This is a genomic window from Odoribacter laneus YIT 12061, assembly GCF_000243215.1.
Taxonomy (GTDB): Bacteria; Bacteroidota; Bacteroidia; order Bacteroidales; family Marinifilaceae; genus Culturomica; species Culturomica lanea.
On the sequence record NZ_JH594596.1, the window covers coordinates 2,752,627 to 2,766,703 of the forward strand.

Here is a 14,077-nt window from a genome sequence, read left to right on the forward strand (position 1 = left end):
TTACCAATAACAAACGACTCGTTCTTTAGCTCAGGGAGCAATGTAATAGTCGTATTCATTTAAGACATTTCCTTCATTATCCAGCAGACGAATCAGACGTCCAAGCTCATCATACTGATAATAAGATGTTTTCCCATTTTGATCGGTTTCTGACGTCTTACCAATACCGGGGAGATAATCAGCTGTCGTTATAAAAGAATTTTGAGGAATAATTCGAACTTCTTTTATTAAATTTCCCACAAATCCGACGGTAATATAGCAAGACGATTCAGGTACCGTTTGAGAAGAAGAACTTTCTCCAGATACACTTCCTTCCGAAGAAGTATCATCTGACATAAAAGCTATACCCTCCATGGAATCTGCAGGATACAGTATCGCTCCAGAAGCAGATACAAAAACCGACTGACTTCTCCAACTCCAACTCTGACCATTATCAGTCGAAATCCAAGAATTTACTTGATACGTCCCCGAAGGAAAATTTTCCATGCTAATCCGGACAGGCCCATTGACAACTTTCTCTTTCCCATTTATTCCTTCTATTTCCATAGCTTGAGGATCCTCCGCAAAATTGGAGTAATAAACCTGGTTAAAATTAGCGTTTTCCACTGAAGCCACCGGAAGCGTCTCATTATACCCGTAAATGATAGTATTATAATTCCCCTCTTTTACATGAGAGGTAACAAGTTTTCCATATTTATTATATTGATCGTAGAACACCTCCGTCTCATAATTCGAATCGAAAACCGATAAACCTTCAGAAAAATGATACGCTACATAGTTTGTTCGGGACGTATTCAATAATAAATTTTTCTTTTCTGCCAACCGTATACTATATTTTCCGGAAAGCTGATCTATCACCTTATATTCATAAATTTGTCCTCCTACTACTTTATTATTTTTTAAATACACGATTTCCACCGGCAAATTCCGAACTTGTTTCACTAACATTCTGTTCAGCGCATAAGCGACCGGGTAGTCAGAGGAAGCAGATTTTACCTCTTCTTTGTAATCCTCTGGATAATGATAAACGACGCAAGTTTCTTCCCCGGAGATTTTATTCTTGGTTTTAATTTCCAGAGGAAGCAAATCATCTTCGGAATAAATATAAGTCACTTCCTGTTCAGGTTGATTTTGTCCCCAGCTATATGTACTTTTGAGTAGAATAGCTTCTGAAACCCATTCATATTTCCATAAAAATCCTATAAGGCCGTTATAGCCAATCATAAGACCCGGAACATACCCCGCTACACGACCTCCTTTTTTTGGCTTATAATCATAATGATTATATATATAACTAAGCGTATCGTTGTTAGAGTCGTACATAATTTCCTGCCAGAGTAACCCACGCCTCCAAAAACGGGAACTATTCGGCATTCCAGTGAACGTATTTTCTATAGGTGGAAGATGCAGGGCCGGCATTTCATAAACCAGAGAAGGTTCATCCTTTTTCTCATTCCCAGTATAATAATACACATGACGCGATCCATTCGGATGATGTACAGTGACTACATCATAATGAACAGGTGCTCCATCATAATCAAAAATATCCCCTAAAGAACGAGATGCCCCAATTACAGGCAAAACCAGTTCATTATAAGCCATAGCACCTCCTCCTGCTTGCTGATAGGTCCAACCTTTTCCGTAATAATACAAAAATTTACTATTCACGGTTCCACTTGTCTTTTCTTTACCGGGAAGAGTATAAGAAAAGGTGGTTTCGATAGGCACCGAATTATTATCCGTATACTGCCGGATTGCTTTTATTCTCAATCCGCCCCCTTCTATAGTCTTTTCCAGACCTTTATCCTCATATACTCCTTTATTTAATTCATACTCGTAATCAATATATCCGCCAGTAGCCGTATAAACCCGAGTTAACACTCCAGAACTTGCATAAGTCAGATTAGCCTCCCGACTGGCTCCTGGAAACTGGACACCCTCAAATATCTCTTTGACAAAATCCGATTTATTGTTAGCTTTATTATAATATCCCCAATGATCGAAATCTCGAGTATCTCGATTCGGTATATACCAAGGCGCATATTCAAAACAACCCAACAGCAATGTTTTAGCATTAGCATATTCATAAACTTTATCCAACTTAAGCCTTTTAGAAGTTGTTCCGAAATAAGAATAATCTAAACGGATAGATTTTAAATAATCTCCCATTGTATTATATATTTTTATCTCAGATAAGCGTCTTGTATTTATCTCATTTTCCGGATCTTCCTCAGATTCGAAAAAAATACAATCTCCGCTATCCGCCACGATATATCTTAAATACTTCGGCTGAATGACAGTAGTACTGTATTGAATTGTAGAATCTCTTTCTTTTAAAACATATATACCATTATCATTTTTAACCAGTATACTAGCTCGGGAATCCCGGTCTTGCACAATCATCTGGTTCCCCGATATATAATCAAACCGAATCTGATTATTACAAGCGTCCGAGACTGCGGTCAAGTTCCAAGTAGAAGTATAAGAAAACGTTTTTTTTGTCGCATCTTTATTTGTATAAGTTGTTACTTCAGATGTCTCCATACCACCTAATCCAAAAGTATAAGTATATCCCCGCTCATCAGAAATAACAAAATATTGGTCGTTTACTCTACGAATATCCAAAGGCTGATAAGGAATGGTCCAAGCTTTTCCTGTTACATCACGTACAAACATTCCGGAACGATCGGGTAATTCATAATAATACACATCTGGTTCCCCGTCAAAATCCCCGTCATGCCAATCCAAGAAATTATTGTACCAATTTTGCAAAGAAGCTGCTTTAATGCCATCTTTTTCCGATTGAGCCAATTCCCGATTATATCCATTTTCATCCGGACGTTTTCGTACCATACGAGTAATTTTACCTCCAGTTGATAAATTCCAGCCCAAACCTGTCCAACCGGAAGCATCTCGGACTTTAATACCGGAAGCTTGGTAAGAAAGGGATATCGGAATATGAATATCTCCACATGAAAATGTGTGTAAAGGAATTTGAATCCCGACTACTCCAGTAGCATAATTAACCGGATTGGTAATATCCCTGATTAAAGTACTGCTCCCAGGAGCAGGAGGAATAACCTGCGCCCGACTGTTATACGAACTGAAAATCAATAGAAAAAGCACAAAAGAATATAATGCATAATAAGGAACTTTATTCCTAGGAAAAAGATTTTTTAGCTTAAAAACCTGTATCTCATCTTTCAATCTAGCTTTACAAACATTTTCTATTTTAAAAGCTTGTACTTCTTCCTTTCTCTTTACTTTTGGAAAGTTTACTATTCCAGTCTTTTTATGTTTCATATTTTTAACATTTTTAAATTTTACACGAGTTGTAATCGTCAAGTGAAGAGCATAAAAATCCCCGGACGGTAAAAACCGCCTTTTGCGATATCCGACATAGAATGACAATCAGCACATACAGACTACAACTATTTCTGTTTTTTCATCCGTACTTACCAAATTCCCGGGTGGGTAAGAAGATTTCTCTATTAAAGTTAAAGGGTATTTTTACAAAATGCAAAAAAAGCATTTGAACAAGCCATTTTTAATTAACTGATTACTAATAGGCATTAAAAAAAATATTTGAACAAGACCATTTTAGTCCTTTTATGACCACTTTTGAGCGTCAGATTTTTTCTAAAAATGACATACGAATTGTTTTTAATTATACTTCTTGTATTTCGGATTTCTTTTTGGAAAATGAGAAACTACTATGAAAAGTATACACATACTTTTTGCCTATAAGTACAGAATTTACAAATATATGATGAAATAAAAAACATTCTTTTCTTGTAAAAAATTCTGAAAAATGTCTATTTTTTTGACACTGTTATGGATATATCCGGCAGGATTTATAGCTTTGAATGATAAATTCAGAAAGGACATGGCAAAAAAAGGAATAATATTAGTAGTAGATGATAATAAATCTGTACTGACAGCAGTGGGATTATTATTGGGAAGTTATTTCGAAAAAGTAATTACGTTATCAACTCCCGAACGCATACCTACGGTATTATCGGCTGAGCGGGTAGATGTCGTTTTATTGGACATGAATTTTTCTGCTGCCATCAATACCGGTAACGAAGGTCTGTTTTGGCTTTCCAAAATCAAAGAACAGGTTCCGGACCTTCCGGTGGTTTTATTTACCGCATACGCAGATATTGAACTAGCGGTAAAAGCGGTAAAAGAAGGAGCGACGGATTTTGTGGTCAAACCTTGGGATAATGCAAAACTGGTAGCGACCTTGCTTTCAGCCTATCGGTTGAGAGAATCCCAGAACGAAGTAAAACAGCTGAAGGAAGAAAAAAACGCTTTGAAAAATCAGTTGAATAGCGAACCTTCTATGCTGTGGGGAAGTTCCCCGGAAATCATGCAGGTCTATAATCTGGTGTGTAAAGTCGCTAAAACAGATGCCAATATTTTGCTTACCGGTGAAAACGGTACCGGTAAAGAGATGATCGCCCGGGAAATCCATCGTCTGTCGAATCGTTCACATGAAGTGATGATATCCGTAGATATGGGAGCAGTTACGGAAACACTTTTCGAAAGCGAATTGTTCGGGCATGCAAAAGGGGCTTTCACAGATGCCCGGGAAGACAGAGCCGGAAAATTCGAAGCGGCTAATAAAGGTACTTTGTTCCTGGACGAGATCGGCAATTTATCTTATGCCCTACAGGCAAAGTTACTGACAGCTCTTCAAAATCGTAAAATCACCCGGGTCGGTTCCAATAAACCCATAGATACCGATATCCGTCTGATATGTGCTACCAACCGGAATATCCAGGAAATGGTTCAGCAAAACCATTTTCGGGAAGATTTACTCTACCGGATCAACACTATTCATATTGAAATTCCCCCGCTTCGGGAAAGAAGAGAAGATATTGTACCACTAGCCGAATATTTCCTGAAAAAATATTCTTCGAAATACGGAAAAAATTGCAACATGCTACCGGCAACTCAAGAGAAATTACAGGAATATAAATGGCCGGGAAATATACGGGAATTACAACATGCAATCGAAAAAGCGGTGATTATGTGCGAAGGGAATACGATCAAACCTTCGGACTTTTTCTTCAAAACGGTCACCACAACTTTTATCGATAAAAACGAGACGTTGGAAGATATGGAAAAACAAATGATTCAACACGCTCTGGACCGGAGTAACGGAAATTTATCGGCCGTAGCCACCCAGTTGGGTATCACCCGACAGACACTTTATAACAAAATGAAAAAATACAATTTATAACATCTGCAATTTATTCTTCGAAATCAGTACAAAACGATTCCGCAAAAAGTAAATATTAAAATATGTTCCGGAGAATCTCACTACATCTCTTATTGTTCATCCTGATTATCGTCGGTTGTTCTGTAGCTTCAGCAGCCTTTTTCTATTTTTCTTATAAAGGCTGGGGATTGCTATGCGCCCTGGGAGCCATCATTTATATTTCCAAGACGCTGACCCTTTATAATTCAGTAAACCGCAAACTGGCCTACTTTTTCGAATCCATAGAAAACGACGATTATTCCATCAATTTTATTGAAAAAAAAGGAACCAGTTCTGAAATGTTTCTGAGTTATATCCTGAATAAAATGAAAAGTGTTCTCCAAAAAATCCGGATCGAAGCCCAGCAGAAAGAAAAATTCTACGAAATGATTCTGGGCAGTATCCATTCTGGCATCGTCATTTTAAATTCAAAAGGGTTTGTATTGCAATCCAATACAGCCGCTCTAAAACTTCTGGGGTTGGATGTTTTTACACACATCCGGCAATTGGAAAGGGTAGACCCGGCTTTGACGGTTTTGTTCGACACGATCCGGCCCGGAGATAATAAGACTTTCCCCCTGACGATGGAAAGGGGAAGTGTACAATTGAGCATTAAGGCTTCAGGCATGACGCTGGAGAACGAATTTGTACGCCTGATCGTTATCCATGATATCAACAACGAAATGGATGAAAAGGAAATCGAATCCTGGATTAAGCTGATCCGCGTATTATCGCACGAGATTATGAACTCCATTGCACCCATTACCTCCCTCAGTGACACACTGCTCACCCTCTATGAAGATAAAGACGTTCCGGACAGCGATATCCGCTCGAATGCCATCAGCGGACTTCATGTCATCAGCGAAACCAGCAAAGGATTGGTATCCTTTGTGGAATCCTACCGTAAATTTACCCGTATTCCTACCCCTACCCGGGAATTATTCAATGTAAGTGAATTTATTCAGCGCATCGTCATTCTTTGCAGTGCTGAAGACAATTTCAACGCCGTCAAAATCGATATGTCGGAAGTTCCGGAAGACTTAAAATTATATGCCGACTCTAACCTGTTAGGACAGGTGTTGATCAATATTGTAAAAAATGCCATTCAGGCTTTATCAGGCCGGAAGGATGCATGTATTATAATTAAAGCCTGGAAAACAGAAAACGACCGGACTATTTTTACGATTAAAGACAATGGTCCAGGTATCCCGGAAGAACTAATCAAACAGATTTTTGTACCCTTTTTTACCACGAAAGAACAAGGTTCTGGGATAGGATTGAGTATTGCCCGACAGATTATGCGGGCACACGGGGGATCTATCCGCGTACATTCCGTTCCCAATAAGGAAACCCGATTCACGATTGAACTATAAATCCGGGCAGAGGCTCTCCCGATACCTCCAGGAGAAATAAAACTGTAATCCGAGGAAATGTCTGAATTTGGGGACACTTAAAAATTTCCACATCCGGAATAAAAATACCTTATCCCGTACGGATACTACAGAGAGAAAGAGAAAAATGCAAAAATAGATGACAAAAGAACTGTTTTCCCTATCACCTAACGGATAACGGATTTGATATTCTCGATCAAAAGGGAAAGAGCGACGGAATTAAATCCCCCTTCCGGAATGATGACATCCGCATATTTCTTGGAAGGTTCTACAAATTCTTCATGCATTGGTTTCACTGTAGAAATGTATTGGTTGATGACAGAAGTCATACTCCTGCCTCTTTCCTGTACATCCCTCAAAATTCGGCGGGCCAAACGTATGTCTGCATCTGTATCTACATATACTTTAATATCCATCAGGTCCCGAAGGGCTTTGTTTTCAAAAATCAGAATCCCCTCTACAATCAAAACTTTGGCCGGCACTACTTTTACCGTTTCCCGCAAACGATTATGCTCGACAAAGGAATATACAGGCCGCTGAATCGGTACACCGTCTTTCAGGGTACGCACATGTTCAATCATCATTTCCGTATCGAAAGATTGAGGATGGTCGTAATTCAGTTTTCTTCTTTCTTCGATACCAATATCATTGTTGGCCTTATAATAATAATCGTGGCTCAAGGTAATCACTTCCTCTTCCGCGAAAGCTTCCCTTAATTTTCGTACCAATGTACTCTTACCGGAACCGGTTCCTCCGGCTACTCCTATGACAGTTGTATTCATATGCTGCAACTTACGGGTTATAATCTACAACAGGCAACGTCTTCCCTCCCTGAAGAAAGCCGTTCATCTCCTGCCCCCTCGGGTCTATCCTCCTTCTACAGCACAAATATAACAAAAGTATTTACCGACTGCAAAAGCAAAAGAATTTTGAAATTTACATTCTTTTGTCTTACCAGAAAGATTCCAAATTCTTCCCTCTCGTTTAATTCTAAAATCTTTTCCATCTTTTCTACCCTATTTACTGTCAAATAATTTCACACCGTTGTCTATTTTTTTGACAACCGTCGGAAATGACGCCTCAACAATACATTGATTATAAACGATCTGTGATTTTGGCACGTTTTTAGTAGAATTTCCAGCAAATGCAGAAAAATAGAAATCATAAAAAACAAAATAAAATGGTAAAAATCGGTATCACTTTACTCACGGTCTTGATTGCTTTTCAAAGTTACGGCCAAGAGAAAAAATGGACGTTACAGGAATGCATTGATTATGGTGTGGCACAAAGCTTGACCATGGAACGTCAATTACTCAACAATAAAATAGACAATGCCTATTTAAGAGACGCCCGTCTGGATTTACTACCTAACATAAGTGGTTCTTCAAGTTTGGAATATAGTTTCGGTCGTTCTATCGGAGCCGACAACACCTATGTAGATTCCCGTATACTTGCTAACAACTACCGGGTAGGGGCCAACCTTAATCTATTTTCCGGTTTTACGGCTATCAACACGCTACGTTACCGGAAAGTATCCAAATTAAGAGGATTACAAGATTCTGAAAAAACGGCTAACGATATTGCGGTAAATATCATGCAGGCATTTTACGATCTGGCTTATGCGGAAGGATTAATTGAAATTTCACAGGAACAATTGGAGAATGCACGTTTACAATTAAAAAGAATGGAGCGTCAACACGAGCTGGGTATCAAACCTAAAAGTGATTTATTTGACATACAGGCTCAGTTGGCCGAAAGTGAATACAACCTGATTGCCAACCAGAACAAAAAAGCAACAGCTTTAGTGACACTTAAACAAGCGATGAATTACAATCCCGATGAAGAACTGGATATTGAAGTCTCTTCTCTCAGCAGCAATATTCCTGAAACACACGATTTAAGTATCGCAGAAATATACGGAAAAGCCAAAGAAGACCTGCCCGAAGTAAGTGCAGCCGAATATGCTTTCCGGGCGGCCCGACTGAATTGGTACATCACCAAAGGTCAGTTGTTCCCCAGTTTCGGAGCTTCCGGTACATTGAACACCTATTATTACGATTCTCAGGAAAATTCCTTCCATTCTCAAATAAAAAACAATCTGGGAAAAAGTTTCGGATTCAGCGTAAGTATTCCCATATTCGGGGGACTTTCCCGGCATTCTACGGTATCCCGCAGCAAATACCAGATGCAGGATGCAGAATTCGCTTATCAAGAAACATTACAATCTGTATATAAGGAAATTGAATTAGCCGTACTGGATTTAAAGGCCGCTGCACAGGAATACGACATGGCGATAAAAAAGCAAAATTTCAGCCAGTTATCTTATGAGGCGAACCAAAAAAAATACGAACAAGGACTCGTGACCATTATCGATTTAAATACCAGTGACAATAATTTGAGGCAAGCAAAACTCGACGTATTAAAAGCGAAACTAACGTATGGAATCAAAAAAAGAATGGTCGATTTCTACAGAGGAGCTCCTTTACAAGCAAAAATCAAATATTAAAACAGGAAAAAACCTATTGAATAACAATTAAAATATATAATCATGGATAAGATTATTGAACAGAAAAAAGGATTGAAGAAAAAACATATCCCTTATCTTTTGGGAGGAGCTTTTGTACTCCTTTTCATCGGATGGCTGATTTTTGGAAATCACAGTTCCACTTTAAGGGTAGAAAAAGATAAAATTACCATTGAAGGGATTAAAAAAGGAACCTTCAACGATTACATCCGGATCATGGGAAATGTAGAACCGATCACATTCATTCAGTTAAGTGCCATGGAAGGAGGACGCGTCATTGAAAAAGTAGTGGAAGAAGGGGCGATGGTAAGAGCTGGAGACATCATCGTCAAACTTGAAAATCCCAATTTATCGATGGAAATTCTGAAAAGCGAAGCCGATCTGGCTTATCAGGAAAATGAATTGAGAAATACACTGCTTTCTATGGAAAAAGAAAAAATAAGTATCCGTCAGGATCGTTTACAAAGTGAGTTGAACGTCACCCGTAACAAACGAAAATTCGAACAAAATAAAAAATTGTATGAAGAAGACTTGATTGCAAAAGAAGACTATCTGATGGCAAAAGAGGATTATGAAACTTCTGTACAAAACAATGAAATGTTAATCGAACGCCAGAAACAGGATTCCATGTACCGCGAAATTCAGATTGAGAATATGGAAGAAAGTTTAAAGAGTATGCAGAGAAACTTGAAACTCGTCCGGGAAAGATACGAAAACCTGAATGTAAAAGCACCGATCAGCGGGCAGTTGGGAACACTTTCGGTAGAAATTGGTCAATCTGTAAGTAGTGGTATGGAACTGGGTAAAATCAATGTATTAGACAACTATAAAGTAACCGCACAAATCGACGAACATTATATTGACCGGGTACGCAAAGATTTGGCAGCCTCATTGGAACGTCAAGGTACAAATTTCAACATGAAAGTTATGAAAGTCTATCCGGATGTAAAAGGGGGACAATTTAAAACGGACCTTTGTTTTGTAGGGGATATGCCGGAAAATATACGTACGGGACAGACTTACCATATTAACCTTCAATTGGGACAGTCCGACGAGTCCGTATTGATCCCGAGAGGAGCCTTCTATCAAAGTACCGGAGGACAATGGATATTTGTTCTTTCTCCCGATGGCAGCGAAGCATACCGACGTACCATCAAGATTGGAAAACAAAATCCGCAATACTATCAGGTAATAGAAGGTTTGGAACCCGGAGAAAAAGTCATTACTTCCGGTTATGAAATGTACGGCGACAATGAGCGGCTGGTCTTAAAATAGGCAACAGCTGTAAAACCAAATAAAAATTGAAAATCAACTCCAACCTTTTTCAATAAATTATCCAGAAAGCCTGTTTATAAGAGACCAACAATCTCTTATAATACAGACTTACATCTGAAAATCATTATAAAAAACGTTCATAAATCTAGATACAACAGGGATCAATTATTTTTCTTAAAAAAGTGTAACAAAAACCATAAATTTCCGTCATACAATAAAGACGAAAACCTTTATACAGGAAAATGGTTTATAGAAATTATACCTAAAATTTTAAATATATTATTATGAAAACATTACATCTTATTTTACTGAGCTGCCTTATGCTGACGCTTTGTTCCTGGGGTACCCGGGAAAAAGGATCTGGAAATGTAATAAAAGAACAACGGGAAGTTGGACATTTCACAGCACTAAATACCTCATCCGGAATTCATGTTTTTTTAACTCAGGGACAAGCAGAGCCGATACGTATAGAAGCCGAAGACAATATAATAAAGTATGTAGAAACGGAAGTAGAAAAAAACCGTCTCGTTATTGCCGTTAATCGGGATAGAAAACAAAAAAATTTAGAAATCACAAAACCGATAAACGTATATGTAAGTATACCGAATCTGGAAAAAATTGAAGCTTCTTCGGCCTCTCAGATCAAAGTGACAAACGCTTGGAAAGCTACAAATATGGAAATAGAAGTAAATTCTGCGGCTCAATTAATTATGAACCTGGATGTTACTCATTTGGATTTGGAAGTTTCCTCTGCTGCAAAAGTTCAGCTGAACGGTAAAGGAGATATCTTAGATGCCGAAGTGAGTTCTGCGGCTAATTTAGATGCTGAAAAATTCATTGTACGCAAAGCAGATATAGAGGTAAGTTCTAACGCCAAAGCAACGATTTATGTGACCGACGAATTGGAATACGATACAAACAGTAGGGGTAAATTAGATTATTACGGAGAACCCCGTATTCTCAAAGCCGAATCGGACTATGCCAAGCCTAGAGGCAAAGGTGTAAAATAACAAAATCTTCAAAAACACTTTCTGGATATTAACAGAATAAGGGATTTTACGTCTGTCCCATAAAAATTACAATTCTATGAAATTATTTATTTTACTTCCTGTCCTCCTTTTTTCTCTATGTTCCTGGAGTGGCAAAGAGCAAAAAACGGTTAAAGCATCCGGTCGCATTGTCACCGAACAACGATCAGTAAAAGTTTTTACTGCTATCGCGGTTTCGCAAGAAATAAATCTTTATCTGACACCCGGAGAAGATCACAGTATAAGCGTGAAAACCGATGATAATATTTTACCGTATTTAAAAACCGAAGTACAAGGAAATACGTTAAAAATATATTTTTCGGAAGATATTCAAATAAAATCTCCCCGTTCTTCAGAAGTATATGTAACTTTGCCGCAACTTGAAAAATTAACGGTATCGACAGGAGCCATGATAAAAAGTACCCAGTTAATACAGGCAAAGAGCATCGATTTGAAAGCCTCTACTTCGGGTATTATGACCTTAGACTTAGAAGCTGTAGTTGTGAAAGTTTCGGCCACTACTTCCGGGAACATTTATTTAAAAGGGAAAGCTGACAAATTAGATGCAAAGTTGAGTACGAGCGGAGATTTAAATGCTGCGGATTTTCCGGTAAAATTTGCAAATATAAAAGGGACAACCAGTAGTAAAGCCACCATAGAGGTATCGGAACAATTAGAATTCTATATGTCTACAGGTGCCGACTTGATTTACAAGGGAAATCCCAAAATCATAAATCATAAGCTTAGCTCGGGAGGACGAGCAAAACAAAAATGATAAGATAAAGTTAGACGTATCTTATTAGGCGGGCACCTGCTTTCCACAGTGGAAGGTAGGTGCTTTTTTCTCCCACCTCAGAAAAAAATCACCTTATTTTAAAGAGATTAATCAAAACATTGCTATATTATCAAAGTTAGTTATTTTTGTATCAAATATCGGTGTGTGATGAATAGATACTGCTTTTTGATCTTAATAACATTAGGGGTATTCGCCTGCGATACTCAACTTACCCCTTATATGGAGCAATTAACCCAATGGGATAAAGCATTGGAAAATAATCCCGAAACCATAGGGGATAGCTTGGCAACACTAAATGTTGCAAAATTAAACAAAGCTGAAAAAGCTTATTATTACCTGCTGGAAGCTGCAGTCGCGGACAAAAATTTAAAACAATTGAAAAACGATTCCACGTTACTGATTTCCGAAAGATATTATAATAGTAAAAAAGATTATTACGCTCTCGCCCGAACCCAATATTATTTATCTAAATACCAAGAAGATCCTCAAAAAATATATGAACTATTAAAAACTGCCGAAATTAATTTTGAGAAAAGCCCAAAGGATGATTACCATATTCTCGGATTAATTTATTATTGGTTAGGCCAAATTCAATATAAACAGATTAATTTATCTGAAGCTGAATTATATTATAAAAAATCTAATCAAATATACTCTAAACTTAAAGATTCCCTTTATATGGTATATTCTCTCAGACAATTGAATCGGATTTATAATAAACAAAAGAAATATGATTTAGCAAAAGAGAATACGAATCAAATGTTAGAAATCATTACCTACATTGATAATAAAAATGATTCTCAAATATCTGAATTATATGCCAGTATTCTAAACAACCAAAGTTTCTTATTTATAAATACGGGAAATACGGATAGTGCTCTTATGGCTAGCAGAAAGTGTATATCACTACTTGACAACCGAGATATATCAATAAAATCACCATATTATCTTGGAATTATTAATGTATTCCGTAAAAAAGCAGAAATAGATAGTTGCAAATTTTATGGAATGAAAATGAAAAAAGCAGCAGAACAAGAAAATAATTTATTTAATCTAGCTAACTGTTACAAAAATCTTTCACAAATATCAATAGAACAAAAAGACTATAAACAAGCTTGTGTATATAATTCCTTATTTAACAAATTAAAAGATCAAATAAATTCGAACCATGAAAAGGAAGTTTTAAAAGAGTTAGAACAAAAATATGCTTTAGCGGAAAAAGAAAAAGAGAATCTAAGAGATCGTAATAGAAGTCTTTGGTATTTTACAATTTCTTTGACTATTGCACTAACTGCTAGTATTGTCGCGTTATATTTTAGCTGGATACATCGAAAATTAAAAGTTAAGAATGCTCATTTATCAGAAGAAATAGCAAAAACTCAATGGGGATTTGCTTTATCAAAAGAATTAATTGCAGATAATAGCAGCGCTTATGAAAAACTAGAACTTCTTTTGACTAAAAATATAAAACTCATTCCAGATAAGGTCTACTATGAATTTGAAAACTCATTAAAAGCTCAAAAAGAAGAATACTCCCAACGTCTTTTTTCTGCACTGACAAATATCGATAATAATTTTATCGAGAAACTTCAATATAAATTCCCGGATCTAAATATAGATGAAGTAATGCTTGCTTATATGCTTCGTCATGAATGGGACATCAATGATATTGCACAAGTATTCCGAATCACTTTTGAAGCTTTCAAGAAAAGAAAGTACAGACTCAAAATAAAAATTCTAGGAGCTGATAACAACAAAATCAGTTTAGAAGATTATTTAAATAAGATGTAATACTTA

Annotated in this window: 9 protein-coding genes; 7 read left to right on the forward strand and 2 right to left on the reverse strand. The window is 37.2% G+C overall.

Annotated features, from left to right (window positions below; all coding sequences use genetic code 11):
* Positions 1 to 30: 30 nt before the first annotated feature.
* Positions 31 to 3,303: an RHS repeat domain-containing protein gene (locus HMPREF9449_RS11465; RefSeq protein ID WP_009137429.1), complete on the reverse strand. Its 3,273-nt coding sequence runs from the start codon at positions 3,301 to 3,303 to the stop codon at positions 31 to 33.
* 583 nt (positions 3,304 to 3,886) lie between these two features.
* Here HMPREF9449_RS11465 and HMPREF9449_RS11470 point away from each other — a divergent pair.
* Together HMPREF9449_RS11470 and HMPREF9449_RS11475 are read left to right on the forward strand one after the other, a co-directional pair.
* Positions 3,887 to 5,248 carry a sigma-54-dependent transcriptional regulator gene (locus HMPREF9449_RS11470; RefSeq protein ID WP_040611850.1) on the forward strand — a complete coding sequence of 454 codons (1,362 nt, stop codon included), beginning with the start codon at positions 3,887 to 3,889 and terminating at the stop codon, positions 5,246 to 5,248.
* Between the two features lie 62 nt (positions 5,249 to 5,310).
* The gene (locus HMPREF9449_RS11475) at positions 5,311 to 6,639 is read left to right on the forward strand and encodes a sensor histidine kinase (protein WP_009137431.1); all 1,329 of its coding nucleotides are present in this window, start codon (positions 5,311 to 5,313) and stop codon (positions 6,637 to 6,639) included.
* 185 nt (positions 6,640 to 6,824) lie between these two features.
* On the opposite strand, the gene udk is transcribed toward HMPREF9449_RS11475, so the two are convergent.
* Entirely contained in the window at positions 6,825 to 7,439 is a 615-nt protein-coding gene (gene udk / locus HMPREF9449_RS11480) for a uridine kinase (protein ID WP_009137432.1), read from the reverse strand.
* A gap of 398 nt (positions 7,440 to 7,837) precedes the next feature.
* Here udk and HMPREF9449_RS11485 point away from each other — a divergent pair, with 398 nt between their 5' ends.
* From HMPREF9449_RS11485 to HMPREF9449_RS11505, 5 genes are all read left to right on the forward strand, one after another.
* Positions 7,838 to 9,163 (forward strand): TolC family protein, encoded by a 1,326-nt coding sequence (locus HMPREF9449_RS11485; protein WP_009137434.1) that lies wholly within the window; start codon positions 7,838 to 7,840, stop codon positions 9,161 to 9,163.
* A gap of 42 nt (positions 9,164 to 9,205) precedes the next feature.
* Positions 9,206 to 10,456 (forward strand): efflux RND transporter periplasmic adaptor subunit, encoded by a 1,251-nt coding sequence (locus tag HMPREF9449_RS11490; RefSeq protein ID WP_009137435.1) that lies wholly within the window; start codon positions 9,206 to 9,208, stop codon positions 10,454 to 10,456.
* Between the two features lie 284 nt (positions 10,457 to 10,740).
* Entirely contained in the window at positions 10,741 to 11,466 is a 726-nt protein-coding gene (locus HMPREF9449_RS11495) for a head GIN domain-containing protein (protein ID WP_009137436.1), read from the forward strand.
* Between the two features lie 76 nt (positions 11,467 to 11,542).
* Positions 11,543 to 12,259, forward strand: a complete 717-nt coding sequence (locus HMPREF9449_RS11500; protein ID WP_009137437.1) for a head GIN domain-containing protein — start codon at positions 11,543 to 11,545, stop codon at positions 12,257 to 12,259.
* A gap of 240 nt (positions 12,260 to 12,499) precedes the next feature.
* Positions 12,500 to 14,071 (forward strand): hypothetical protein, encoded by a 1,572-nt coding sequence (locus HMPREF9449_RS11505; RefSeq protein WP_040611390.1) that lies wholly within the window; start codon positions 12,500 to 12,502, stop codon positions 14,069 to 14,071.
* The last annotated feature ends 6 nt before the right edge of the window (positions 14,072 to 14,077 follow it).

What these genes read in the sequence shown, in the direction of transcription:
- HMPREF9449_RS11465 (WP_009137429.1), bottom strand. Translation starts at nt 3,303, where the DNA reads ATGAAACATAAAAAGACTGGAATAGTAAACTTTCCAAAAGTAAAGAGA.
- HMPREF9449_RS11470 (WP_040611850.1), top strand. Translation starts at nt 3,887, where the DNA reads ATGGCAAAAAAAGGAATAATATTAGTAGTAGATGATAATAAATCTGTA.
- HMPREF9449_RS11475 (WP_009137431.1), top strand. Translation starts at nt 5,311, where the DNA reads ATGTTCCGGAGAATCTCACTACATCTCTTATTGTTCATCCTGATTATC.
- udk (WP_009137432.1), bottom strand. Translation starts at nt 7,439, where the DNA reads ATGAATACAACTGTCATAGGAGTAGCCGGAGGAACCGGTTCCGGTAAG.
- HMPREF9449_RS11485 (WP_009137434.1), top strand. Translation starts at nt 7,838, where the DNA reads ATGGTAAAAATCGGTATCACTTTACTCACGGTCTTGATTGCTTTTCAA.
- HMPREF9449_RS11490 (WP_009137435.1), top strand. Translation starts at nt 9,206, where the DNA reads ATGGATAAGATTATTGAACAGAAAAAAGGATTGAAGAAAAAACATATC.
- HMPREF9449_RS11495 (WP_009137436.1), top strand. Translation starts at nt 10,741, where the DNA reads ATGAAAACATTACATCTTATTTTACTGAGCTGCCTTATGCTGACGCTT.
- HMPREF9449_RS11500 (WP_009137437.1), top strand. Translation starts at nt 11,543, where the DNA reads ATGAAATTATTTATTTTACTTCCTGTCCTCCTTTTTTCTCTATGTTCC.
- HMPREF9449_RS11505 (WP_040611390.1), top strand. Translation starts at nt 12,500, where the DNA reads ATGGAGCAATTAACCCAATGGGATAAAGCATTGGAAAATAATCCCGAA.